The 22,557-nt window shown below is 71.9% G+C and carries 21 protein-coding genes; 14 read left to right on the forward strand and 7 right to left on the reverse strand.

Features of this window, described 5'->3' with window-relative positions:
- Positions 1 to 50: 50 nt before the first annotated feature.
- A complete protein-coding gene (locus AB0I60_RS16415; RefSeq protein ID WP_360730447.1) occupies positions 51 to 1,226 on the reverse strand; it encodes a CaiB/BaiF CoA-transferase family protein in 1,176 nt (391 codons plus the stop codon).
- The gene (gene fdhD, locus AB0I60_RS16420; protein WP_360730449.1) at positions 1,223 to 2,047 is read right to left on the reverse strand and encodes a formate dehydrogenase accessory sulfurtransferase FdhD; all 825 of its coding nucleotides are present in this window, start codon (positions 2,045 to 2,047) and stop codon (positions 1,223 to 1,225) included. Before fdhD ends, AB0I60_RS16415 begins: the two co-directional genes overlap by 4 nt.
- A gap of 168 nt (positions 2,048 to 2,215) precedes the next feature.
- On the opposite strand from fdhD, the gene AB0I60_RS16425 reads away from it, so the two are divergent.
- Positions 2,216 to 3,736: an NAD(P)/FAD-dependent oxidoreductase gene (locus tag AB0I60_RS16425; protein WP_360730451.1), complete on the forward strand. Its 1,521-nt coding sequence runs from the start codon at positions 2,216 to 2,218 to the stop codon at positions 3,734 to 3,736.
- 31 nt (positions 3,737 to 3,767) lie between these two features.
- Here the strand turns inward: AB0I60_RS16425 and AB0I60_RS16430 are convergent, their stop codons facing one another.
- A complete protein-coding gene (locus AB0I60_RS16430; RefSeq protein WP_360730453.1) occupies positions 3,768 to 4,280 on the reverse strand; it encodes a hypothetical protein in 513 nt (170 codons plus the stop codon).
- Between the two features lie 110 nt (positions 4,281 to 4,390).
- Between AB0I60_RS16430 and AB0I60_RS16435 the strand changes: the two genes are divergently transcribed.
- Both AB0I60_RS16435 and AB0I60_RS16440 read left to right on the forward strand, forming a co-directional pair.
- Complete coding sequence (locus AB0I60_RS16435) at positions 4,391 to 4,966, forward strand: helix-turn-helix domain-containing protein (protein ID WP_360730455.1); 576 nt, start codon at positions 4,391 to 4,393, stop codon at positions 4,964 to 4,966.
- Between the two features lie 98 nt (positions 4,967 to 5,064).
- The gene (locus AB0I60_RS16440; protein WP_360730458.1) at positions 5,065 to 5,262 is read left to right on the forward strand and encodes a hypothetical protein; all 198 of its coding nucleotides are present in this window, start codon (positions 5,065 to 5,067) and stop codon (positions 5,260 to 5,262) included.
- A gap of 56 nt (positions 5,263 to 5,318) precedes the next feature.
- On the opposite strand, the gene AB0I60_RS16445 is transcribed toward AB0I60_RS16440, so the two are convergent.
- Both AB0I60_RS16445 and AB0I60_RS16450 read right to left on the reverse strand, forming a co-directional pair.
- On the reverse strand, positions 5,319 to 7,619 hold the full coding sequence (locus tag AB0I60_RS16445) for an FdhF/YdeP family oxidoreductase (RefSeq protein ID WP_360730461.1): 2,301 nt from the start codon (positions 7,617 to 7,619) through the stop codon (positions 5,319 to 5,321).
- A 204-nt stretch (positions 7,620 to 7,823) separates the two neighbouring features.
- Positions 7,824 to 8,783, reverse strand: coding sequence for a hypothetical protein (locus AB0I60_RS16450; protein ID WP_360730463.1), 960 nt, complete (start codon positions 8,781 to 8,783; stop codon positions 7,824 to 7,826).
- A 209-nt stretch (positions 8,784 to 8,992) separates the two neighbouring features.
- On the opposite strand from AB0I60_RS16450, the gene AB0I60_RS16455 reads away from it, so the two are divergent.
- The 6 genes from AB0I60_RS16455 (at position 8,993) to AB0I60_RS16480 (ending at position 17,806) form a co-directional block, all read left to right on the forward strand.
- A complete protein-coding gene (locus AB0I60_RS16455) occupies positions 8,993 to 11,623 on the forward strand; it encodes a valine--tRNA ligase (RefSeq protein WP_360730466.1) in 2,631 nt (876 codons plus the stop codon).
- On the forward strand, positions 11,620 to 12,978 hold the full coding sequence (locus AB0I60_RS16460; RefSeq protein ID WP_360730469.1) for a folylpolyglutamate synthase/dihydrofolate synthase family protein: 1,359 nt from the start codon (positions 11,620 to 11,622) through the stop codon (positions 12,976 to 12,978). The genes AB0I60_RS16455 and AB0I60_RS16460 overlap by 4 nt, the downstream gene beginning before the upstream one ends.
- Positions 12,975 to 13,379 (forward strand): DUF4233 domain-containing protein, encoded by a 405-nt coding sequence (locus AB0I60_RS16465; protein WP_360730472.1) that lies wholly within the window; start codon positions 12,975 to 12,977, stop codon positions 13,377 to 13,379. Before AB0I60_RS16460 ends, AB0I60_RS16465 begins: the two co-directional genes overlap by 4 nt.
- A 172-nt stretch (positions 13,380 to 13,551) precedes the next feature.
- Complete coding sequence (locus AB0I60_RS16470) at positions 13,552 to 13,926, forward strand: hypothetical protein (RefSeq protein WP_360730474.1); 375 nt, start codon at positions 13,552 to 13,554, stop codon at positions 13,924 to 13,926.
- An 82-nt stretch (positions 13,927 to 14,008) separates the two neighbouring features.
- The gene (locus AB0I60_RS16475; RefSeq protein ID WP_360730475.1) at positions 14,009 to 15,532 is read left to right on the forward strand and encodes an alkaline phosphatase D family protein; all 1,524 of its coding nucleotides are present in this window, start codon (positions 14,009 to 14,011) and stop codon (positions 15,530 to 15,532) included.
- Positions 15,533 to 15,646: 114 nt separating this feature from the next.
- On the forward strand, positions 15,647 to 17,806 hold the full coding sequence (locus AB0I60_RS16480) for an alpha-amylase family glycosyl hydrolase (RefSeq protein WP_360730478.1): 2,160 nt from the start codon (positions 15,647 to 15,649) through the stop codon (positions 17,804 to 17,806).
- Here AB0I60_RS16480 and AB0I60_RS16485 read toward each other — a convergent pair.
- Positions 17,775 to 18,428 carry a hypothetical protein gene (locus AB0I60_RS16485; RefSeq protein WP_360730481.1) on the reverse strand — a complete coding sequence of 218 codons (654 nt, stop codon included), beginning with the start codon at positions 18,426 to 18,428 and terminating at the stop codon, positions 17,775 to 17,777. The genes AB0I60_RS16480 and AB0I60_RS16485 overlap by 32 nt on opposite strands.
- A 103-nt stretch (positions 18,429 to 18,531) precedes the next feature.
- Here AB0I60_RS16485 and AB0I60_RS16490 point away from each other — a divergent pair, with 103 nt between their 5' ends.
- Complete coding sequence (locus AB0I60_RS16490) at positions 18,532 to 18,762, forward strand: hypothetical protein (RefSeq protein WP_360730484.1); 231 nt, start codon at positions 18,532 to 18,534, stop codon at positions 18,760 to 18,762.
- Positions 18,763 to 18,876: 114 nt separating this feature from the next.
- On the forward strand, positions 18,877 to 19,287 hold the full coding sequence (ndk, locus tag AB0I60_RS16495; protein WP_360730486.1) for a nucleoside-diphosphate kinase: 411 nt from the start codon (positions 18,877 to 18,879) through the stop codon (positions 19,285 to 19,287).
- A 69-nt stretch (positions 19,288 to 19,356) separates the two neighbouring features.
- On the opposite strand, the gene AB0I60_RS16500 is transcribed toward ndk, so the two are convergent.
- Positions 19,357 to 19,944 carry a GNAT family N-acetyltransferase gene (locus tag AB0I60_RS16500; RefSeq protein ID WP_360730488.1) on the reverse strand — a complete coding sequence of 196 codons (588 nt, stop codon included), beginning with the start codon at positions 19,942 to 19,944 and terminating at the stop codon, positions 19,357 to 19,359.
- Between the two features lie 27 nt (positions 19,945 to 19,971).
- On the opposite strand from AB0I60_RS16500, the gene AB0I60_RS16505 reads away from it, so the two are divergent.
- Genes AB0I60_RS16505 through AB0I60_RS16515 form a run of 3 tightly spaced genes read left to right on the forward strand, consistent with a single transcriptional unit; the run spans position 19,972 to position 22,531 of the window.
- Positions 19,972 to 20,922: an ABC transporter ATP-binding protein gene (locus AB0I60_RS16505; protein ID WP_360730491.1), complete on the forward strand. Its 951-nt coding sequence runs from the start codon at positions 19,972 to 19,974 to the stop codon at positions 20,920 to 20,922.
- Positions 20,922 to 21,692 carry an ABC transporter permease gene (locus AB0I60_RS16510; protein ID WP_360730494.1) on the forward strand — a complete coding sequence of 257 codons (771 nt, stop codon included), beginning with the start codon at positions 20,922 to 20,924 and terminating at the stop codon, positions 21,690 to 21,692. The genes AB0I60_RS16505 and AB0I60_RS16510 overlap by 1 nt, the downstream gene beginning before the upstream one ends.
- A 2-nt stretch (positions 21,693 to 21,694) precedes the next feature.
- Positions 21,695 to 22,531 carry an ABC transporter permease gene (locus AB0I60_RS16515; RefSeq protein ID WP_360730497.1) on the forward strand — a complete coding sequence of 279 codons (837 nt, stop codon included), beginning with the start codon at positions 21,695 to 21,697 and terminating at the stop codon, positions 22,529 to 22,531.
- Positions 22,532 to 22,557 lie beyond the last annotated feature (26 nt).

A 22,557-nucleotide genomic window follows, 5' to 3' on the forward strand; every position in this document is an offset into this window, starting at 1 on the left:
CTCCTGCGAATCCCCCGGTTGCATCGCGCCGGCCGTCCCGGGTGTTTCGCCTAGACCACCGAGTTCGCCCGAAGTTCGGCTATGCGTTCCGGCGGGTAGCCGAGCGACCCCAGCACGTGGTCGGTGTGCTCGCCGAGGGCGGGCACCCGCCCGGGTTGCCAGCCCCAGCCGGTGGAGTCCACGGGTGGCCGCAGCACGGCCGCCCCGCCGCCCGGCACGGCCACCTCCGCCCACCGCTCCCGCGCGACGAGCTGCGGGTGCCCGGCCAGCTCGGTGACCGGGCGGGTGCGGGCGGCGGGCACGTCGGCGGCGTCGAGGGCGTTCAGCAGGTCGGCCGAGGCCCAGCCGGTGAAGTCGAGTTCGGCGTGCAGCTCGGACCGGTGCGCGACCCGGGTGCTCACCGTGCCGAACCGCGCGTCGTCGGCCAGCTCGGGCCGGCCGAGCACCCCGCACAGCCGCCGCCACTGCGGGTCGTTCTGCACGGCCAGGTGCACCGCGCCGTCCCGGCACCGGAACGGCCCGTACGGCGCGATGCTCGGGTGGTGGGCCCCGGTGCGCGGCGCGGCGGAGCCGGTGCCCGCCGCGTACAGCGCGGGCTGGTGCATCCACTCGGCCAGCGCCTCGAACAGGGTCAGCCGCAGCGCGACGCCCTCGCCGGTGCGCTGCCGGTGCAGCAGGGCCGCGAGCACGGCGGACTGCAACTGCACGCCGGCGGCGATGTCGGCGACCGAGATGCCCGCCCGCGCGGTCACCTCGCCCTCGCCGGTCAGCTCGACCAGGCCCGCTTCGGACTGCACGAGCGCGTCGAACGCCTTGCGCCCGGCGTAGGGCCCGGTCGGGCCGTACCCGGTCAGCTCGCCGACCACCAGCGACGGGTGTCGGGCGTGCAGTGCGTCGGCGTCCACACCTATCCGACGTGCCGCGCCCGGTGACAGGTTGCACAGCACCACGTCGGCCCGCGCGACCAGGTCGAACAGCACGGTACGGCCGTCGGGGTGCTTGAGGTCGAGGGTCAGCGACTCCTTGCCGGCGTTGGTCCACGCGAAGTACGAGGACACCTCGCCGCACGCGTGGTCGTAGTGGCGCGCGAAGTCGCCGCCGTCCGGGCGTTCCACCTTGACCACCCGCGCGCCCAGGTCGGCCAGCAGCTTGGTCGCGTAAGGCACCGCCACGGCTTGTTCGACGCTGACGACGAGAACGCCGTCCAGAGGTCTCGCGGGTCTCAAGCGGTGATCCGATCCGCGCCCGAGTACACGTTCATCGAGTCGCCGCGCAGGAACCCGACCAGGGTCACGCCCTGCTCCTCGGCCAGCTCGACGGCCAGCGAGGACGGCGCGGACACGGCCGCTAGCACCGGCACACCGGCCATCGCGGCCTTCTGCACCAGCTCGAACGAGGCCCGCCCGGAGACCATGAGGACCGCGCCGGCCAGCGGCACCCGGTCCTGGAGCACCGCCCAGCCGAGCACCTTGTCCACCGCGTTGTGCCGCCCGACGTCCTCGCGGACCACCAGCGCGTCACCTGATGAGGTGAAAAGTCCGGCGGCGTGCAGGCCGCCGGTCGAGGCGAACGCCTTCTGCCTCGCGCGCAGCGAGCCGGGCAGCTCCGACAGGACGTCGACGCCGACCCGGACCGCGTCCTGGGCGGGGGAGAAGCGGGTCTTGAGCCGGACCGCGTCCAACGCGGCCTTGCCGCACACGCCGCACGACGAGGTGGTGTAGAAGTTGCGCTCCACGCCGGCGTCCGGCGGCGGCACGTGCTCGGCCAGCGTGACGTCCAGCACGTTGTAGGTGTTGAGCCCGTCCGGGCCGGTTCCCTCGCAGAACCGGGCCGAGGACACGTCGGCGAGCCCGCCGACGACGCCTTCGCTGAGCAGGAACCCGTGCGCCAGTTCCACGTCGTGGCCGGGCGTGCGCATGGTCACGGCCAGTGCCCGCCCGGCCACGCGCAGCTCCAACGGCTCCTCAGCGGCCAGCACGTCGACCCGGGAGCGGTGGTTCCGCCCCGTGTACGTGACCACTGGGCGACGGACGGTGACTCGCCCCATCGTGGACTCCTTCCCGACGCCAGGTCTGCTGGTCGGTCACCGTCCAGGTTACGGAGGTGCCGGCCCGGGAAGCGATTTCCCCGGCCGTCGCCGAGCGTCCACAGAGGACCCGGGGGCCTCCGCAGTGCTATGACGGCGTAACCGCTGGTGCCGGGCTAGTGTCGGAGGGTGGATTCCTACGACGTGGTGGTGGTCGGCGGCGGGCACAACGCCCTGGTCGCGGCGGCCTACCTGGCGCGCGCCGGGCGCTCCGTGCTGGTGCTGGAGAAGCTGGACCACGTCGGCGGCGCGGCGGTGAGCGAGCGGGCGTTCGCCGGCGTGGACGCGCGGCTGTCCCGCTACTCCTACCTGGTCAGCCTGCTGCCCGACCGGATCGTGTCGGAACTCGGACTCCGGGTCGAGCTGAAGTCCCGTGCCGCGTCCTCCTACACGCCCGCGGCCGACCTGCTGGTGGAACGCACGCCCGGTGAGGCCACGGCGGAGTCGTTCCGCGCGTGGACCGGGTCGGACGCGGAGTTCGAGCGCTGGCAGCGCTGGTACGACGACCTGGAGGCGCTGGCCTCGGCCCTCGCCCCGACCCTGCTGGAGCCGCTGGTGTCCCGCGAGCACGCCCGGATCAGGGTGGACGCGGTGGCCCGGATGCGGTTGTGGGAGCAGGTCTTCGAGCGCCCCCTCGGCGTGACGCTGGAGGAGCTGTTCACCGACGACGTCGTGCGCGGCGTGGTGGCGACCGACGGCCTGATCGGCACGCACGCGTCGCTGCACGACCTGGCCGCCAACCGGTGCTTCCTCTACCACGTGATCGGCAACGGCACGGGGGAGTGGAAGGTGCCGGTCGGCGGGATGGGCGCGGTGACCGCCGAACTGGTGCGGGCGGCCCGCGACGCCGGCGCGGAGATCGTGACCGGCGCGGAGGTGTCCCGGGTGGACGCCGACGGCAGGACCGCCGAGGTCGAGTACGACGGGCGGGTGGTCGGCGCGCGGTTCGTGCTGTCCGGGGTCGCGCCGCACGTGCTGGACGCGTTGCGCGGCAAGGAGGCCGGCCCGGTCGCGGAGGGCTGCCAGCTCAAGGTCAACATGCTGCTGGAGCGGCTGCCGAAGGTGCGCGGCGGGATCGACCCGAAGCTGGCGTTCGCCGGCACGCTGCACCTGGACGAGTCCTACTCGCAGGTGGAGACGGCCTACCGGGAGAGCGCGGCCGGGCAGGTGCCGAGCGTGCTGCCCGCCGAGATGTACTGCCACACGCTGACCGACCCGTCGATCCTGTCCCCTGACCTGGTCGGCCGGGGTTGGCACACGCTGACCCTGTTCGGCTTGCACACCCCGGCCGTGCTGTTCGAGGCGGACAACGACGGCCTGCGCGCGCACCTGGTCGACCGGTACCTGGAGGCGTTGAACGCGCACCTGGACGAGCCGGTGCAGGACTGCCTGGCGCGCGACGCCGAGGGCCGGCCGTGCCTGGAGGCCCGGTCGCCGCTGGACCTGGAGGCCGAACTCGGACTCCCGCGCGGCAACATCTTCCACGGCGGGCTGGCGTGGCCGTTCGCCGAGGAGGAGGACGAGGTCGGGCGCTGGGGCGTGGAGACCGACGTGCCGAACCTGTTCGTGTGCGGGGCGGGTGCGCGACGCGGTGGCGGGGTCAGCGGCATCGGCGGGCACAACGCCGCGATGGCCGTGCTGGAGCGCTGACCCCCACCGGTCGGGCTCTCGGGACCGGGCGTCAGAGCCCTTCGAAGATCTTGGTGACGGCCTTCTTCTCCTGCTCGAAGTTGGCGCCGGAGGTGAGGACGACCTCCACCGCGCCCTTGCGCGCCGCCAGCGTGTTCACCAGCACTTCGCCGGTCCCCAGGGAGCCGGTCCACGCCTCGTCGAAGAAGCCCGGCAGGTCCTTGGCCCGCCGGCTGCCGGAGCCGAAGCCCTCCTTGCCCCTGGCGAACGAGGCGGCGTCCGAGCCGGTGGCGAACCGGACGGTGGTCACCGCGCCGCCGCCCTCGTAGTGGCAGGTGATCAGCCTGCCGTCGACCTCCTGCCGGGGGTGCTTGAGGTTGAGCTGCAAGGCCGCGCCCACGACGTCGGCGGGTGCCTTGGTGCAGTCGATGCCGTCGGCGGGCTGCGTCGTGCCGGTGGTCTGCGGGGTCGAGCCCCCGGTCGTCGGCGCGCTCTCGGGCGTGGAGGTGCAGCCGGCGAGCACGACCAGCCCGACCGAGACCGCGAGTGCGTACTTGATGACCACAGATCCTCCAGTCCCGTCGTCCGGGGGTCGTCCGGACGAGCGCCGACGTTACCCGAGCGCTATATCAAGATTCCTTGCTAAAGGGTTCTTGCTATGCGTACCGTAGTGGCATGGCCGAGCCGCGCGAGGACCTCATCCGGGACCCGAGGGAGCTGCGCGCGCTCGCGCACCCGTTCCGCTGGAAGCTGATCGACCTGCTGGCGAGCGAGGGCGAGCGGACGGCGACCCAGTGCGCCCGCGCCCTCGGCGAGAGCGTGCCGAGCTGCTCCTACCACCTGAACGTGCTGGCCAAGTACGGGTTCGTGGAGGAGGTGCCGGACGTCAAGGGCCGGCAGAAGCCGTGGCGGATGCTCCGGCACCACCAGAGCTGGTCCTCCGAAGGCGTGGACGACGAGATGGCCCTCGCCGCCGAGGCGGCGGGCGACGCCCTGGTGGAGCAGGAGTTCGCCACCATGCGCGAACGTTTGCGCGGCAAGGGCCTCGAACCACCCGAGTGGCGGAGGGCGACCGGCATCCGCGCGCACCTGGAGTTCCTCACCGCCGAGGAGCTGGACGAGGTGCACGCGGCGATGTTCGCCGTGCTCGACAAGTACGCCGACCGCCGGCAGGACCCGGCGGCGCGGCCCGAGGGCGCACGCCCGGTGCGCATCTTCCAGGCCACGACCGTGGCGCCCCGGCGGGACTAGCGCGGGCTATTTCGGTGGTGACCACCCGGTCGCCCTCGGTAGCGTGCCCGTCCGCTCATTTCTCCGATCACGGCCAAGCGATTCGAGGGGGATTCGCCATGCCCGTTTACGACGCCTTGTACGACATAGCCCGCCAACGCGGACGCGAGGACGTGGCCGCCGCACAGCGCTACCGACTCGGCCGGACCCGGCTCAGATCCTTCTCCGGCCTGCTCAAGCTCGACTGGCAGGTCGTCCGGGAGCGCCGCTCGCTGGTGGCGAGCGTCGGGTTCTCCTGGCAGCGGTCGGCCGGCTGACGCGAGGGGCTCGGTGACCAGCCGCCCGACGAGGGGACGGGCGGCTGGTCACCGCCTCAGTCGACCAGCCGCTCCAGCCGGACCACGATCGACTTGGAGGTCGGCGTCCCCGACTCCAGGGCGGTCGAGTCCAGCGGCACCAACGGGTTCGCCTCCGGGAAGTACGCCGCCGCGCAGCCCCGCGCGGTCGGGTAGGACACCACCCGGAACCGCTCGGCGCGGCGCTCGGTCACCCCGGTCGGGTCCTCCGGCCACTCGCTGACCAGGTCGACGAACTGCCCGTCCAGCAGGTCCAGCTCGTCCAGGTCGGCGGGGCTGACGAACACCACCCGGCGGCCGTCCTTCACACCCCGGTAGCGGTCGTCCAGGCCGTAGATCGTGGTGTTGTACTGGTCGTGGCTGCGCAGCGTCTGCAACAGCAGGCGGCCGACCGGCACCCGCAGCACGGTCAGCTCGTGCGCCGCGAAGTTCGCCTTTCCGGTGCGCGTCCCGGTGAACTCGCGGGCGTCGCGCGGCGCGTGCGGCAGCACGAACCCGTCCGGCCGCCGCACCCGCTCGTTGTAGTCCGCGCACCCCGGCACGACCCGGGAGATCCGGTCCCGGATCAGGTCGTAGTCCTTCTCGAACTCCTCCCACGGCACCGGGTGGTCCGGCCCGAGCACGGCCCGCGCCAGCCGGCACACGATGGACACCTCGGACAGCAGCCGGTCGCTCGCCGGCTCCAGCCGGCCGCGCGAGCGGTGCACCACCGACATCGAGTCCTCGACCGTCACGAACTGCTCGCCGCTGTGCTGGAGGTCGCTCTCCGTGCGGCCCAGCGTGGGCAGGATCAGCGCGGTCGCCCCGTGCACGACGTGCGACCGGTTCAACTTGGTCGACACCTGCACGGTCAGCTCGCACGACCGCAGCGCGCGTTCGGTGACCTCCGTGTCCGGCGTGGCGGACGCGAAGTTGCCGCCCACCGCGAAGAACACGCGCGCCTTGCCGTCCCGCATCGCGCGGATCGAGGCGACCGTGTCCATCCCGTGCTCGCGCGGCACGGTGATGCCGAACTCGGTCTCCAGCGCGGACATGAACTTCTCCGGCATCTTCTCCCAGATGCCCATGGTCCGGTCGCCCTGCACGTTCGAGTGGCCGCGCACCGGGCACAGCCCCGCGCCGGGCTTGCCGATCATGCCGCGCAGCAGCGCCACGTTGGCGATCTCGCGGATCGTCGCCACCGAGTGCTTGTGCTGGGTCAGGCCCATCGCCCAGCAGAAGATCGTGCGCTGCGAGTCGGCCAGCATCCGGGCCAGCAGCTCCACCTCCCGGCGCGGCAGCCCGGTGGCGGTGTCGACCGCCTCCCAGTCCAGGTCGCGCACGTTCGCGGCGTACTCGGCGAACCCGTCGGTGTAGCGGGCGACGAACTCGTCGTCGGCCGCGTCCCAGGACAGCAGCAGGTTGCCGACCGCCTGGAACAGCGCCTGGTCGCCGCCCAGCCGGATCTGGAGGAACTCGTCCGCGAGCTGGGTGCCCGCGCCGACCACGCCCCGGACGTTCTGCGGGTTCTTGAACCGCAGCAGGCCGGCCTCGGGCAGCGGGTTGACCGCGACGATCTTCGCCCCGGTCTTCTTGGCCTCCTCCAGCGCGGAGAGCATCCGGGGGTGGTTGGTGCCCGGGTTCTGGCCGACGACCACGATCAGGTCGGCGCGGGCGAAGTCGTCGATGCTCACCGAGCCCTTGCCGATGCCGGTGGTCTCGGACAGCGCCGCACCGGACGACTCGTGGCACATGTTCGAGCAGTCCGGCAGGTTGTTCGTGCCGAACGAGCGGACCAGCAGCTGGTAGAGGAACGCGGCCTCGTTGCTGGTCCGGCCGGAGGTGTAGAACACCGCCTCGTCCGGGTCGGCCAGGCCGGTGAGCTTCTCCGCGACCAGCGCGAACGCGTCGCTCCACGAGATCGGCTCGTAGTGCGTGCCACCCTCGCGCAGCACGACCGGGTCGGTGATCCGGCCCTGCTGACCCAGCCAGTAGTCGGTCCGCCCGGCCAGCTCGGCGACCGGGTGCGCGGCGAAGAAGTCCGGGCCGACCCGGCGGCGGGTGGCCTCCTCGGCGACCGCCTTCGCGCCGTTCTCGCAGAACTCCGCCAGCTTGCGGTGCCCCTGCGGCTCGGGCCACGCGCACCCCGGGCAGTCGAACCCCTCGCGCTGGTTGAGCAGCCGCAACGTGGTCACGGTGCGCGCCACGCCCATCTGCTCCACGCCGCGCTTGAGCGACACGGCCACGCCGGGGATGCCGGCCGCCCACCGCTTGGGTCCGGTCACGTCGAGCTGCGACTCGTCGATGTCGTGCTGGGGTGGCTTGCTCATGGGGACCATTGTGCGCTGGCACGCCCCGCGCGAGCGCGCCAGCGGTACCACGATCGACCGTCGGCGACGAGGTGGCACCGGTCCGCTGTCACGGGCCCCAAGGGGTTGAGAACGGTCCGTGAACCCGGTGCCGGATCCCCGTGACGACCGGCGATCACCGTCAATTGTGAGCGGCACCACTCTGTCGCCGAATCGACCGATCGGGTGACTGGGTCACCCGCAGCTGTCGCGGATCTCCAGCGACCGGTTCGGGTCGAAGTAGCCCTCGGACGGCCCGTCGTCGACGTCCTCGCCGGTGTGCGCGCCGGGCACGGGCCGCTCGCTGATGCCGGGCGCGAGGAAGCCCTGCTTGGCCGCCGCGCAGCCGATCGCGTAGTCGTAGCCGGCCATGGCGTCGGTCCACAGGCCGTTGCTCTCCGGCGCGAACGAGTCGCCGCTGCGGACCACGTAGGTCATGGCGATCCGCCGCACGGCCACGATGTCCATCGGGTCCGTCGGCTCCCGGTCGCTCTCGAACGCGTAGGCGAACACGTAGTTGGTGCGGACCACGATCTCGCCGGGCTGACCGGCCTCGGCGCTCATCGTGCCGTTGACCTTGGGCGCGGCCGGCAGCAGCCGCTGGCCCTTGGCGATCCGGGTCACCACCATCGACGCCTCGCCGTCGTGGCGGCCGTCGTAGAGCTGGCGCATCTGGTCCTGCAGGTCGTAGGCGAGCAGGCCGATGTACCGATCCACGTCGTGGTCCTGGATCACCGCGCGGTCCAGCCGCGAGGCCACCACGGCGTGCTTGACCAGCCGGTACGCCTCGGCGACCTGGTCGGCGGTGAACTCGCCGACCGGCGCGGCGGGCGGCGGCGCGATCCCGGCGTCGCCGTCCGCCCAGGTGTCGGCGGGGGTGTTGCGGAACGGCCGCTCGGGGTCGATCCGGAAGTCCTGCGCGGCGGGCGCGTCCAGCGCGTCCCGGACGCCGGGGAACTCGCCCTCCCGGTACAGCGCGAACAGCAAAACTGCGATCGCCACCACGGCGGCGGCGGTGACGGCGCGGCCGTTGCCCGCCTTCCACCGGGCCGCCCGCCGCTGCTTGCGGAACTCCCGCCGGGCGCGCTTCTTCGCCTCCGCGATCCACTTCTCGTGGCGCAGGTCGGGGTGGTCGTCGAGACCGTCGGTGTGCACTTGCCCCCCAGCAGGTGGAATCACGACGCCGTTCACTCGATCAGGTGACGGCCGGCGGACGTTAGCAGGCCACCCCGACAGGCGGCGCGTGCCTTTCGCGCTCCTCCCCGCGCCCGTTCCCGATCCCGAAGACGCCGGGGTATGCCACGTGAGGGCGTTACCAGCTATCTGGTTCGAAGTCGATAGCGCGAACTCCGTAGACTTCCCACGTGACTGAAACGCCCACCGCACCCCAGCGCTCCGAACTCCCGCCGGCCTGGAACCCGGCCGAGGTAGAAGCCGGGCTGTACCAGCGGTGGGTGGATCGCGGCTACTTCACGGCGGACGCGGGCAGCGACAAGCCGCCGTTCTCCATCGTGCTGCCCCCGCCGAACGTCAACGGCAGCCTGCACATGGGCCACGCCCTCAACCACAGCGTCATGGACGCCCTCACCCGCCGCCGGCGGATGCAGGGCTACGAGGTGCTGTGGCTGCCGGGCACGGACCACGCGGGCATCGCCACCCAGACGGCGGTCGAGCGCGCGTTGGCGTCCGAGGGCCTGTCCCGCCACGACCTGGGCCGCGACAAGTTCGTCGAGCGCGTCTGGCAGTGGCGCGAGGAGGTCGGCGGGCGCATCCTCGGCCAGATGCGCCGGCTCGGCGACGGCGTGGACTGGGACCGCGTCCGGTTCACCATGGACGAGGGGCTGTCCCGCTCGGTCCAGACGATCTTCAAGCGGCTGTTCGACGACGGCCTGATCTACCGCGCCGAGCGGATCATCAACTGGTGCCCGCGCTGCCAGACCGCGCTGTCCGACATCGAGGTCGACCACTCCGAGGACGACGGCGAGCTGGTCTCCATCCGCTACGGCTCCGGCGCGTCCTCGATCGTCGTCGCCACCACCCGCGCGGAGACCATGCTGGGCGACACGGCGATCGCCGTGCACCCCGAGGACGAGCGCTACCGGCACCTGATCGGCACCGAGGTCGAGGTCCCCCTGACCGGCCGGTACGTGCCGATCGTCGCCGACGAGCACGTCGACCCGAAGTTCGGCACCGGCGCGGTCAAGGTGACCCCGGCGCACGACCCGAACGACTTCGAGATCGGCCGCCGGCACGACCTGCCCGCGCTGACCGTGATGGACGGGCGCGGCGTGATCACCGCGCACGGCCCGTTCGAGGGGCTGGACCGGTTCGAGGCGCGGCCCGCCGTCGTCGCCGCGCTGCGCGAGCAGGGTCGGATCGTGGCCGAGAAGCGCCCGTACAAGCACTCCGTCGGCCACTGCTCGCGGTGCGACACGGTCATCGAGCCGCGCCTGTCGTTGCAGTGGTGGGTCAAGGTCGAGCCGCTGGCCCGCGAGGCGGCCGCCGCCGTGCGCGACGGCCGCACCACGATCCACCCGCCGGAGCTGGCCAAGCGCTACTTCGACTGGGTCGACAACCTCAACGACTGGTGCATCTCGCGCCAGCTCTGGTGGGGCCACCGCATCCCGGTCTGGTACGGCCCCGACGACAAGGTGATGTGCGTCGGCCCCGACGACGAGCCCCCCGGCGAGGGCTGGACCCAGGACGAGGACGTGCTCGACACGTGGTTCTCCTCGGGCCTGTGGCCGTTCTCCACCCTGGGCTGGCCCGCGCAGACCAGCGACCTGGCCAAGTTCTACCCGACCAGCGTGCTGTCCACCGGCTACGACATCCTGTTCTTCTGGGTCGTCCGGATGATGATGTTCGGCCTGTACGCCCTGGACGGCAAGCAGCCGTTCGACCACGTGTTCCTGCACGGCCTGATCCGCGACCAGCACGGCAAGAAGATGTCCAAGTCGCGCGGCAACGGCATCGACCCGCTGGACTGGGTGGACTCCTACGGCGCGGACGCCACCCGGTTCACCCTGCTGCGCGGCGCGAACCCCGGTTCCGACCTGGCGATCGCCGAGGAGTGGGCGGCCGGGTCCCGCAACTTCACCACGAAGCTGTGGAACGCCACCCGGTTCGCGCTGGGCAACGGCGCGACCGTCGACCGCCCCGTGCCGCCGCGCGAGGAGCTGACCGACGCCGACCGCTGGATCCTCGACCTGCTCGACGAGCTGGTCGAGCAGGTGGACGGGCAGTTCGAGGCGTTCCAGTTCGGCAAGCTCGCCGAAGGGCTCTACCACTTCACCTGGGACGAGTTCTGCGACTGGTACCTGGAGCTGGCCAAGGTGCAGCTCGCCGAGGGCGGCGCGCGGGCCGAGGCGACCCAGGCCGTCCTGGGCCACGTCCTCGACGTCGTGCTGCGCCTGCTGCACCCGCTCACGCCGTTCATCACCGAGACCCTCTGGACGACGCTCACCGGCGGTGAGTCGCTGGTCGTCGCGCCGTGGCCGAAGTCGGGCGGCGGCGCGCGCGACGAGGTCGCCGCGACCCGCGTCGAGGGCCTCAAGAAGCTGGTCACCGAGATCCGCCGGTTCCGCTCCGACCAGGGCCTCAAGCCCGCGCAGAAGGTGGCCGGCAAGGTCCGGGGCGCGTGCTGCGTCGACCTGATCGACCAGGTGCCCGCCGTGCGCGCGCTGACCCGGATGACCGAGCCGGGCGACGACTACACCGTCTCGGCGCAGATCGAGGTGGGCCTGCCCAAGGGCGCGGTCAAGGTCGAGCTGGACCTGTCCGGCGCGGTCGACCTGGTCGCCGAGCGCAAGCGGCTGGCCAAGGACCTCGCCGTGGCGGAGAAGGAACGCGCCCAGTGCGAGGGCAAGCTGAACAACCCGGCGTTCACCGACAAGGCGCCCGCCGAGGTGGTCGCCAAGATCCAGGCCCGGCTGGCGGCGGCGAACGCCGACATCGACCGCATCCACGCCCGCCTCGACGCGCTGCCGCAGTCGTGACCGGGCCCGACTCGCTCGACGAGCTCCGCCAGGTCGAGGCGGAGCTGAACCAGCGCTGGCCGGAGACCAAGCTCGAACCGAGCCTCGACCGCATCCGGGCGCTGGTCGAGCTGATGGGCGACCCGCAGACGTCCTACCCGGTCGTGCACATCACCGGCACCAACGGCAAGACGTCGACCTCGCGGATGGTCGACGCGCTGCTGACCCGCGTCGGCCTGCGCACCGGCCGGTACACCAGCCCGCACCTGCAACTGGTGACCGAGCGGATCAACGTCGACAACGCGCCGATCAGCCCGCAGCGCTACGTCGAGGTCTACCGCGACATCGAGCCGCTGGTGTCCATCGTGGACAGCCGCAGCGAGGTGCCGCTGAGCAAGTTCGAGGTGTTGACCGGGATGGCGTTCGCGGCGTTCGCGGACGCCCCGGTCGACGCCGCCGTGGTCGAGGTCGGCCTCGGCGGCCGGTGGGACGCGACGAACGTCGCCGACGGCCGGATCGCGGTGATCACGCCCGTGGGCGTCGACCACGTCGAGTACCTGGGCACGTCGCTGGAGGGCATCGCCGAGGAGAAGGCCGGGATCATCAAGCCCGGCGCGGTGGCCCTGCTCGCCGAGCAGGACCCGGCGGTGGAACGGGTGCTGCTGCGCCGCATCGCCGAGGTCGACGCCATGGTCGCCCGGCAGGGCTCCGAGTTCGGCGTGCTGCAGCGCGACGTGGCCGTCGGCGGGCAGCTGCTCCGGTTGCAGGGCCTCGGCGGCGTGTACGACGAGGTGTTCCTGCCGCTGCACGGCGCGCACCAGGCCGCCAACGCGGCGCTCGCGCTGGCCGCCGTGGAGGCGTTCTTCGGCGCGGGCGCGGACCGTCAGATCGACGTGGACGCGGTGCGCGAGGCGTTCGCCACCGTCGCGTCGCCGGGCCGGCTGGAGCGGGTGCGCTCCGCGCCGACCGTGCTGGTCGACGCCGCGCACAACCCGCACGGCGCGAAGGCCCTGGCCAAGGCGCTGGACGAGGAGTTCGGCTTCCGCAAGCTGGTCGCCGTCGTCGGCGTGATGGACGACAAGGACGCCGTGGGCATCCTCAGCGAACTGGAGCCCGTGGTGCACGAGGTCGTGCTGACCGCGAACTCGTCGCCGCGCGCCATGGACCCGGACCTGCTCGCGGGCGTGGCGATCCCGATCTTCGGCGAGGACCGGATGGTGGTGCAGCCGCACCTGGTCGACGCGCTGGAGGAAGCCGTGCGCCTGGCCGAGGAGGACGACGGCGGCGACGTGGTGTCCGGTGGCGGCGTGATCGTGACGGGCTCCGTGGTGACCGCCGGCGAGGCCCGCGCCCTGTTCGGCAAGGAGCCCTCATGACGACCCCCGCCGGCGTGCCCGCGCCGAAGAAGGACCCGATGAAGTCGTTCCGGGGCATCATGGCCGGGACGCTCATCCTGGAAGTGATCGTGGTCGCCCTGGCGCTGCCGGTGGTGGCGAAGCTCGGCGGCGGCATCGGGACCGGCACCGGGTACCTGGTGCTGGGGCTGATCGTGGCGCTGATCGGGACGTGCGCGCTGCTGAAGCGGCCGTGGGTGGTGGCCGTGATCGCCGTGCTGCACGCGGTGATGATCGCCTCCTGGCCGCTGCTGACCGCCCTGGGCGTGATCGGCGTGTTGTTCAGCCTGGTGTGGTTCTACCTCCTGTGGCTGCGCCGCGACGTGGCCAAGCGCATGGCCGAGGGCCGGCTGCCCAGCCAGCAGCAGTCGGCGCAGGGCTGAACCCCGTTCGCGGTCGGGCTCCGGTGTCCCGTCCTGGGATGTGCGGTTCACTGGAACGGATCCGGCCACCCGGCGTGGTGGCGCACTACACTCGGTGACGTGATGGGTCACAGTTCCGTCCGGGCGGTTCCGGCGAGCCCGGCGGACGGGCGGTCGTCGGAGTCGAGTCCCGGTGGCCTCTGACGTACCGGCCGGCAACCCGCCGGGGGTCGGCGACGACCAGGATTCGGACCAACTCGGGCCCTTCCAGGCCCTGTGGGACGCGTGGGACGCGGCGCACGACGACCTGATGGCGAAACCCCTCTCGCACTACCGCCTGGCCACCGGCCTCCAGTTCGACGAGCTGGAGGAGCACCTGGCGCGGGGCGACCGGGCAGCCGCCGCCCGGGAGGCGGTCGACATCATCAGCCTGGCGCTGAACACGCTGCGCTGGATGGGCTACCGGCCGGAGGACGTGGCGGAGTTCGCGCGCACCCGGGCGCAGGTGCGGATGCAGGGGCGGGCGCACGAGATCCTGGACAAGTACGAGCGCCGGTACGGCCTCTGACGGCCGCCGCGTACCGGCGGTCGTCGCCCGGTGACCAGCCGGAGTTCACCGGGGGTTCGGGTTCGGGGGCTACAAACCGGCCATGACCGAAGGTGTGGTGAACCGGCGGACGCTGCTGCGCGCCGGAGCGATCGGCACGGCTGCGGCGTTCGTGCCCGGGATCGCGCTGGCGGCGTCGGGGCGCCCGGTGCTGACGCACGGCGTGCAGTCCGGTGACGTGACGTTCGACAGCGGCCTGGTGTGGACGCGGGCTGACCGGCCGGCGCGGATGCTCGTCGAGGTGTCGGCGGACCCGTCGTTCCGCCGCGCCCGCGTGCTGCGCGGCCCCGTGCTGACGCCGGAGACCGGCGGCACGGGCCGGCTGCGGCTGCGCGGCCTGCCACCCGGCCGCCGCGCGCACTACCGGGTGGTCGCCGAGGACCTGGACGGCCGCACCCGCAGCCAGGCCGTGACCGGCAGCTTCCGCACCGCGCCGCTCGGCCGGGACGGCGTGCGGTTCGTGTGGTCCGGCGACGTCGCGGGCCAGGGCTGGGGCAGCAACCCCGACCTGGGCGGGATGCCGATCTTCGGCGCGATGGCCGCGCGCCGGCCCGACTTCTTCATCCACAGCGGCGACACGGTCTACGCCGACGGCCCGATGCAGGAGACCGTGACCCTGGCCGACGGCCGGGTCTGGCGCAACGCGGTGACCCCGGAGAAGCTGAAGGTCGCCGAGACCCTCGACGAGTACCGGGGCCAGTTCGCCTACAACCTGCTGGACGAGAAGTTCCGCTCGTTCGCCGCCGACGTGCCCGCCTACGTGCAGTGGGACGACCACGAGGTGGTCAACAACTGGTACCCGGGGGAGATCCTCGACTCGCCCGCCTACACCGAGAAGCGCGTCGACGTGCTGGCCGCGCGGGCGTTCCGGGCGTTCCACGAGTGGCAGCCGATCGACCCGCGCAAGGCCGTGGACGGGCGCGTGTACCGGAAGTTCTCCTACGGGCAGCACGTGGAGGTGTTCATCCTCGACATGCGCACCTACAAGGACGCCAACGACGCGCCACGCGACGGCGTCGGGCACATCCTGGGCGAGAAGCAGGCGAAGTGGCTGGTGGAGTCGCTGGACTGCTCGCGCGCCACGTGGAAGATCATCGCCGCCGACCTGCCGATCGGCTTGACCGTGCCGGACGGCGGGGGCATCGAAGGCGTGGCGAACGGCCTGCCGGGCAAGCCGGGCGGGCGTGAGACCGAGTTGGCGTGGGTGCTGCGGGAGATCAAGAAGCGCAAGGTGCGCAACACCGTGTGGTTGACCGCCGACGTCCACTACACGGCCGCGCACCACTACTCGCCGCAGCGGGCGGCGTTCGCGGACTTCGACCCGTTCTGGGAGTTCGTGTCCGGGCCGCTGCACGCGGGAGCGTTCGGCCCGAACGTGCTGGATCCGACGTTCGGACCGGAAGCGGTGTTCGTGCACGCCCCGCCGGCGGCGAACACCACGCCGCTGGACGGGTTCCAGCACTTCGGCGAGGTCGAGGTGTCCCGTGACGGCGAACTGACCGTGTGGCTGCGTGACATCAAGGGCACGTCGCTGTGGTCGAAGACGTTGCAGCCGCAGCGCCGCTAGGCCCCCGCCGGGTGAGGGGCTCTTGTTGGACCAAGATCGTCGTGGTTGCGTGAGTCCTCGTCCGGTCCCGCACCGGGCGGGGGCTTGCCGCCCTTCCGCGACGAGGAGGTCGCCGTGCGCCGCCTGGGTCTGGTCGCCTTGCTGCTCTTCGGGCTCGTGGTTCCGGTCGCGCCCGCCGTCGCGGCCACGGGCCGGCTCGTCGTGGGCGGGGTCGCCGACATCGCGCCCGGCGTCCGGGCCGGCGACCGGGCGCTGGCCCGCGACGCGCTGCGCGGCGTCACCGGCGAGCGGTTCTACTTCGTGCTGCCCGACCGGTTCGCCAACGGCGACCCCGGCAACGACCACGGGCTCTCCGGCGGGACCGACCGGCTCACGACCGGCTTCGACCCGACCGACAGGGGCTTCTACCACGGCGGCGACCTCAAGGGCCTGCACGACGGCCTCGACTACCTCGACGGGCTGGGAATCACCGCGATCTGGCTGACCCCGGTGTTCCGCAACCGCTGGGTGCAGGGCTCCGGCGCGGACGCGTCGGCCGGTTACCACGGCTACTGGACCACCGACTACACCGAGCTGGACCCGCACTTCGGCTCGACCGACGACATGCGCCGGCTGATCCGCGACGCGCACCGGCGTGGCATCAAGGTGTTCTTCGACATCGTCGCCAACCACACCGCAGACCTCATCGGCTACGCCGAGGGCCGCTATGACTACGTGCCCACCAGCGCCGTGCCCTATCTGGACCCGTCCGGCAGACCCGTGGACATCGCAGCCATCGCGGGCCGCCCGGACTTCCCGAAGTTGACCGCGCCTTACACGCCCGTCGTGCTCGGTCGGAAAGAACCGGCGTGGCTGAACGACCCGTCGCTCTACCACAACCGGGGCGACTCGACGTTCTCCGGGGAGTCGAGCCAGTACGGCGACTTCTTCGGCCTGGACGACCTGATGACCGAGCACCCGACCGTCGTCGCGGGCATGAAGCGGATCTTCACGAGGTGGATCGACGTGCTCGACATCGACGGGTACCGCGTCGACACCGTCAAGCACGTGAACATCGAGTTCTGGCAGGCGCTCGCGCCGCACGTGCGGAAGTACGCGCAGCGGCGCGGCAAGGACGACTTCTTCGTGTTCGGCGAGGTGTTCGACGCCGACCCCGCAGTCACCTCCCACTACACGACGACCGGGAAGATGCAGGCGGCGCTGGACTTCCCGTTCCAGAACGGCGCGGCGACGTTCCTGTCCGGGCTCGGGTCGGCCAAGCTGGGCCAAGTGCTCGTGGACGACGACCGGTACACCGACGCCGACTCGAACGCGGCCTCGCTGCCCACGTTCCTCGGCAACCACGACCTGGGCCGGCTCGCCTGGGCGCTGCGGCAGAACCGGCCCGGCATCACCGAACCCGAACTCCTGGAGCGGGTGGAACTCGGCAACGCCCTGATGTACCTGTGGCGCGGCAACCCCGTCGTCTACTACGGCGACGAGCAGGGCTTCGCGGGCAGCGGCGGCGACAAAGCGGCCCGGCAGGACCTGTTCGCCTCCGCCACCCCCGAGTACCGGTCGGAAGACCTGATCGGCAGCAACCGGACCGGGGCGGTGGACAACCACGTCCCCGACCACCCGCTGTACCGGCAGTTGCGCGACTTGGCGGCGTTCGTCGACCGGGACCCGGTGTGGCGTGACGGCAACCAGACCCTCCGCTTGGCGACGGGGGACGTGATCGCGTTCAGCCGGGTGCGCGCCGGGAGGGACGTGGAACACCTCGTCGTGGCCAACGCGGGCACGTCATCGGCGACCGTCGACGCGCCGGTGGGCAGTGCCGCGCTCCGCCCCTCGTGGCCCGCCGGGGGACCCGAAGTGTCGGCCGTCGACGGCAAGGTCCGCGTGACGGTGCCGCCGCTGTCGGCACTGGTGTTCAAGGGAACGACTCGCCTGCCCACCGCCCGTCCGACGCCCACGCTGGTCGCGCCACCCGTCGGTACCGTGCTGGACGACCGCGTAGAGGTGCGGGCGGACGGGGTGACGTCATCGTTCGCGCAGGCCACGTTCGCCGCACGGGTCGAGGGCAAGGGCTGGACCGTGCTCGGCACCGACGACACCGCGCCCTACCGGGTGTTCGCCGACCTCACGGCACTACCGGACGCGGCGGCCGGCAAGAACGTCGAAATCCGCGTCGTGGCGAAGGACTCCGGAGGCACCTTGGGCGCGGACGGCGTCACGGTGACCCTGACGGCCGGACGCGGACCTAATGATCGGTCAACTCGATCCGTGAGATGACCTCGTCGTCGCGGAGGATGCGGAACTCCCGGCCGTGTGCGACGAGCACCTTGAGGAACCCCGGACTGGTTTCGGCCACGTACGCCTCGAACGTGCCGGTCGTGGTTTCGATCCGCTCCAACGGCACCCACGGCGTGGCCACGACCGCCGCCACCACCAACCCGGTCACCACCACGATCCCCCGGATCCGCTGCAACACGAATCGCGCCGGACCGGGCTCGTCATCCCTGCGCCGAGCCGCCAACCCGGCCACCACCAACGCCAACACGACCGCCAGCGCGGGCACCCACCAGCGGTGGTAGCTGCGCACGTAGGCGACCAGGAACGCCACCAACACGGTCACGATGAGCGGCGCGGCCTGGGAGCGGGTGGCCGCCGCGTAGAACGACGCCAACGGCACGCTCAACACCAACAACACCGTGCTGATCCGTTCGTCGGCCATGAACGTGCCGAGGAACAAGCCGGGCGCGTCCTCCAGGTCGAGCGTGTGCAGCAGCGCGAACGTGGTGTGCCAGTCGTAGGAGGACACCGCGAGCAGCCGGAGGAGCACGAACATCACGGCTGCGGTGGTGAGCCCGGGGCCGTTCAGCTTGTGCCCGGTGTCGGGTTTCTCGGTGGTCACGGCCGGCACTATCGCACCTCGGACCGGATTCCACCTGCGGTGGACGACGGCGTCGGCGGTGATCCACCCGTTGGGAACCGAGCGAGTGCGGAGGGTGGTTGCTGTGGCGATGTTGGTGTACTTGGACAAGGAGAGCGACACTGAGGTTGAGGTGCGCTACCGATTCCACACCGGTGGTGGAACGCACCGGCACCTCGTGCTGGACAAGCGGTCGGAGGTCATCACCCCCGAGGACGGTGACCGCGACGGCGTGTTCCGGGCTGCTGCCGGCACGGTGGCCAGGGCCTGGCTGAGCGCCGGTTCGGCACCGGATCGGTTGATCCACCAGAGCTGACCGGGCGCGGGAGCGCCTGCTGCGGGAGTTGCCGGTGGTCACGGTCGGCGCTGTGGTGCCTCCGGCTACCCTTCACCCACCTGCATGAACCCGTACGAAGGAGTACTGACGGCCGTGAGCGAGCGCACCCTGGTCCTGGTCAAGCCCGACGGCGTCAGCCGTGGCCTGGTCGGCGAGGTCATCTCCCGCATCGAGCGCAAGGGTCTGACCCTGGCCGCGCTCGAACTGCGCACCGTGGACCGCGCGACCGCCGAGCAGCACTACGCGGAACACGACGGCAAGCCGTTCTTCAACGACCTGGTCGAGTTCATCACCGGCGGCCCGCTCGTGGCGCTGGTCGTGGAGGGCACCCGGGCGATCCCGGCGTTCCGCCAGCTCGCCGGCGGCACCGACCCGGTGGAGAAGGCGACGCCGGGCACGATCCGCGGCGACTTCGGCCTGGAGGTCCAGTTCAACCTGGTCCACGGCTCCGACTCGCCGGAGTCCGCCGAGCGCGAGATCAAGCTCTGGTTCCCGAACCTCTGAGCGAACCCGCCGAACGGCCCGGACCGACCAAGGTCCGGGCCGTTCGGCGTTCGACGCCAGATCACGAGTTCACCGGCCGCGACGCGGCGACGAACCCAGCCCGCCGGTCGCCGACCCGTGCAGCACGACGCCCTCGCGGAACCCCAGCGACAACGCCATCCGCACTTCGTCGTACCGCACGTCGCCCACCGCGATCGCGAAAGGCAACCTGCCCCACTCCCGGAACCCGAGCCGTTCGTACAGCTCGATGGCCCCGTGATTGTTGCCGCGCACGCCCAACGTCAAGTGCTCCAACCCCGCCGCACGCGCGTGGTCCACCACGGCGGACACCAGCAGCGCCCCCAGCCCCAGCCCCCGGGCCGACGGGTGGGCGGTCACCCGGCCCAGTTCGGCCGTGTGCGCGAAGACCTGGCCGGGGGAGCGCACCCAGCACGCCGTCCCGCGCACCACGCCGTCCACGCGCGCGACCACCAGCGCCGCGTCACCGGCCCGGGTCCGCTCCAGCACTGACCCGACCCACGCGTCGGTCTCCGCGCGCTCCGGCGGCTCAGGCCAGCCGATGGCCCCGCCCGCCGCGACGACCGCGTGCAGCACCTCGTGCACCTCGGCCCGCAGCCGCTCGTCGGCGGCGGAGGGCCAGGCCAGCTCGATCCCCATGCCGCCGACCCTAAGTCCGCCGGGACGATGTCGTACCCCGCCGCTACCGTGACGCAGGTGACCACCACCCTCGTCGAAGCGCGCAACCTGACGAAGCACTTCGGCTCGTTCGAAGCGGTCCGGGGCATCGACGTGGAGGTCGGCCGCGGCGAGGCGTTCGGCTTCCTCGGCCCGAACGGCGCGGGCAAGTCGTCCACCATGCGGATGGTGTCGTGCGTGTCCCCGCGCACGGGCGGCGAGCTGACCGTGCTCGGCATGGACCCGGACCGGGACGGCCCCAGGATCCGGGCCCGCCTCGGCGTCGTGCCGCAGCTCGACAACCTCGACACCGAGCTGACCGTGCGGCAGAACCTGGAGGTCTACGGCCGGTACTTCGGCCTGTCCAAGGCGCACGTCCGCGCGAAGGCCGTCGAGCTGCTGGAGTTCGCCCAGCTCACCGACCGCGCCGACGACGAGGTCGAGCCGCTGTCCGGCGGCATGAAGCGCCGGCTGACCATCGCCCGCTCGCTGGTCAACGACCCCGAGCTGGTCGTGCTCGACGAGCCGACCACGGGCCTGGACCCGCAGGCCCGCCACCTGCTGTGGGACCGGCTGTTCCGGCTCAAGCAGAACGGCGTGACGCTGATCGTCACCACGCACTACATGGACGAGGCCGAGCAGCTGTGCGACCGGCTCGTGGTGATGGACGGCGGCCGGATCGCCGCCGAGGGCTCGCCGGCCGAGCTGATCCGCCGCTACTCCACCCGCGAGGTGCTCGAACTGCGCTTCCCACCCGGCGGGCAGGACCCGGTCCCGGTCGAGGGCATCGCGGACCGCGTCGAGGTGCTGCCCGACCGGCTGCTGCTCTACACCGCCGACGGCGAGGCGGCGCTGTCCGCCGTGCACGCGCGCGGCGTGCGGCCCACGTCGAGCCTGGTGCGCCGCAGCTCCCTGGAGGACGTGTTCCTCCGCCTCACCGGCCGGACGCTGGTGGACTGATGGCGCCGCTCCCCGCACTGCTCGTGGTGGAGGGCCTGTGGGCCTGGTACCGCCGCAACTGGCGTGCCACCGCGATCTCCAGCTTCGTCCAGCCGGTGCTGTTCCTGCTGGCCATGGGGGTCGGCTTCGGCTCCCAGGTGCAGCCCGGCGAGGCCACCGGCGGCCTGCCGTACGTGCAGTTCCTGGCACCTGCGCTGATCGTGACGGCCGCCGTGCAGAGCGCCATGTTCGAGTCCACGTACGCGGTGTTCTCGGCGTTCAAGTGGCAGAAGACCTACGTCGGCATCGTGTCGACCCCGATCACGCCCGCCCAGGTGCTGTCCGGCCAGCTGCTCTGGATCGCGGCGAAGCTGGCGGCGGGCTCGGCGGTGTTCCTGGCGGTCGCGTCCGCGCTGGGCGCGGTGACCAGCCCGGCGGCGGTGCTGGCGGTGCCGGTCGCGGTGCTGGCGGGCATGGCGTTCAGCGCGCCGGTCGTCGCGTTCACCGCGACCAGGGAGAAGCCCGACTCGTTCAACGGCCTCTACCGCTTCGTGCTGATCCCGATGACCCTGTTCACCGGCGCGTTCTTCCCGCTCAGCCAGCTCCCGGGGTGGCTGCACCCGCTCGCCTGGGCCACCCCCGCGTGGCACGGCATCGAACTCGCGCGCGGCGCGTCGTTCGGCTCGCTGGACCCCCTCCCGGCGCTCGGCCACGTCGCGTACCTGGCGGCCGTGGTCGCCGTGGGCGTCGTGCTGGGCCGGCGCCACTTCCACCGACGACTGGCGGTGTGACCGTGACCGGACTCCTCGACCGCGCCGCCCCGCGCTCCCGCGCCGGCCTGCTGTTCCGGATCGTGCCGCCGGGCCTGTACGCGGGCCGCTCGCACGTGCTGGTGCAGCGCGCGTTCCTGGTCAACCGGCGGGCGTGGCTGTCCGTGGTGTCCGGGTTCTTCGAGCCGGTGCTGTTCCTGCTCTCGCTCGGGTTCGGCTTCGGGCGGCTGGTCACCACCGTGGCCGGTCCCGGCGGGCCGATCCCGTACGCGGAGTTCGTCGCGCCGGCGCTGCTCGCCGCGTCCGCGATGAACGGCGCGGTCTTCGACGCGACCTACAACCTGTTCTTCAAGATCAAGTACGCCAGGGTGTACGAGGCGATGCTCGCCACCCCGATGGGGCCGGTCGACATCGCGCTCGGCGAGGCGACCTGGGCGCTGCTGCGCGGCGGCCTCTACTCCGCCGGGTTCCTCGTCGTGATGCTCGGGTTCGGCCTGGTCTCCTCGGCGTGGGCGCTGCTCGCGCTGCCCGCGTGCCTGCTCGTGGCGGTCGCGTTCGCCGCCGTCGGCATGGCCGCCACCACGTTCATGCGGTCCTGGCAGGACTTCGACCTCGTCCAGCTGTTCGTGCTGCCGCTGTTCCTGTTCTCCACGACGTTCTTCCCGCTGACGGTCTACCCGCCCGCGCTCCAGGTGGTCGTCCAGTTCACCCCGCTCTACCACGCCGTCGAACTGATCAGGGCGCTGACCAAGGGTTTCGTCGGCTGGAGCCTGCTGGTGCACGTCGGCTACTTCGTGGTGATGGCCACGATCGGGGTAATGGTCGCGGCGCGGCGGCTCGGCCGGTTGCTCACCTCCTGACCCGGCTGAACACTGGACGGACCTCA

The organism is Actinosynnema sp. NPDC050436 (assembly GCF_040655415.1).
Lineage (GTDB): Bacteria > Actinomycetota > Actinomycetes > Mycobacteriales > Pseudonocardiaceae > Actinosynnema.

Bases quoted from the DNA above. Each gene is read 5' to 3' on its own strand.
- AB0I60_RS16500 (WP_360730488.1), bottom strand. From the start codon at position 19,944: ATGGGGATCGAGCTGGCCTGGCCCTCCGCCGCCGACGAGCGGCTGCGG.
- AB0I60_RS16510 (WP_360730494.1), top strand. From the start codon at position 20,922: ATGGCGCCGCTCCCCGCACTGCTCGTGGTGGAGGGCCTGTGGGCCTGG.
- AB0I60_RS16435 (WP_360730455.1), top strand. From the start codon at position 4,391: ATGGCCGAGCCGCGCGAGGACCTCATCCGGGACCCGAGGGAGCTGCGC.
- AB0I60_RS16445 (WP_360730461.1), bottom strand. From the start codon at position 7,619: ATGGTCCCCATGAGCAAGCCACCCCAGCACGACATCGACGAGTCGCAG.
- AB0I60_RS16475 (WP_360730475.1), top strand. From the start codon at position 14,009: ATGACCGAAGGTGTGGTGAACCGGCGGACGCTGCTGCGCGCCGGAGCG.
- AB0I60_RS16505 (WP_360730491.1), top strand. From the start codon at position 19,972: ATGTCGTACCCCGCCGCTACCGTGACGCAGGTGACCACCACCCTCGTC.
- fdhD (WP_360730449.1), bottom strand. From the start codon at position 2,047: ATGGGGCGAGTCACCGTCCGTCGCCCAGTGGTCACGTACACGGGGCGG.
- AB0I60_RS16465 (WP_360730472.1), top strand. From the start codon at position 12,975: ATGACGACCCCCGCCGGCGTGCCCGCGCCGAAGAAGGACCCGATGAAG.
- AB0I60_RS16440 (WP_360730458.1), top strand. From the start codon at position 5,065: ATGCCCGTTTACGACGCCTTGTACGACATAGCCCGCCAACGCGGACGC.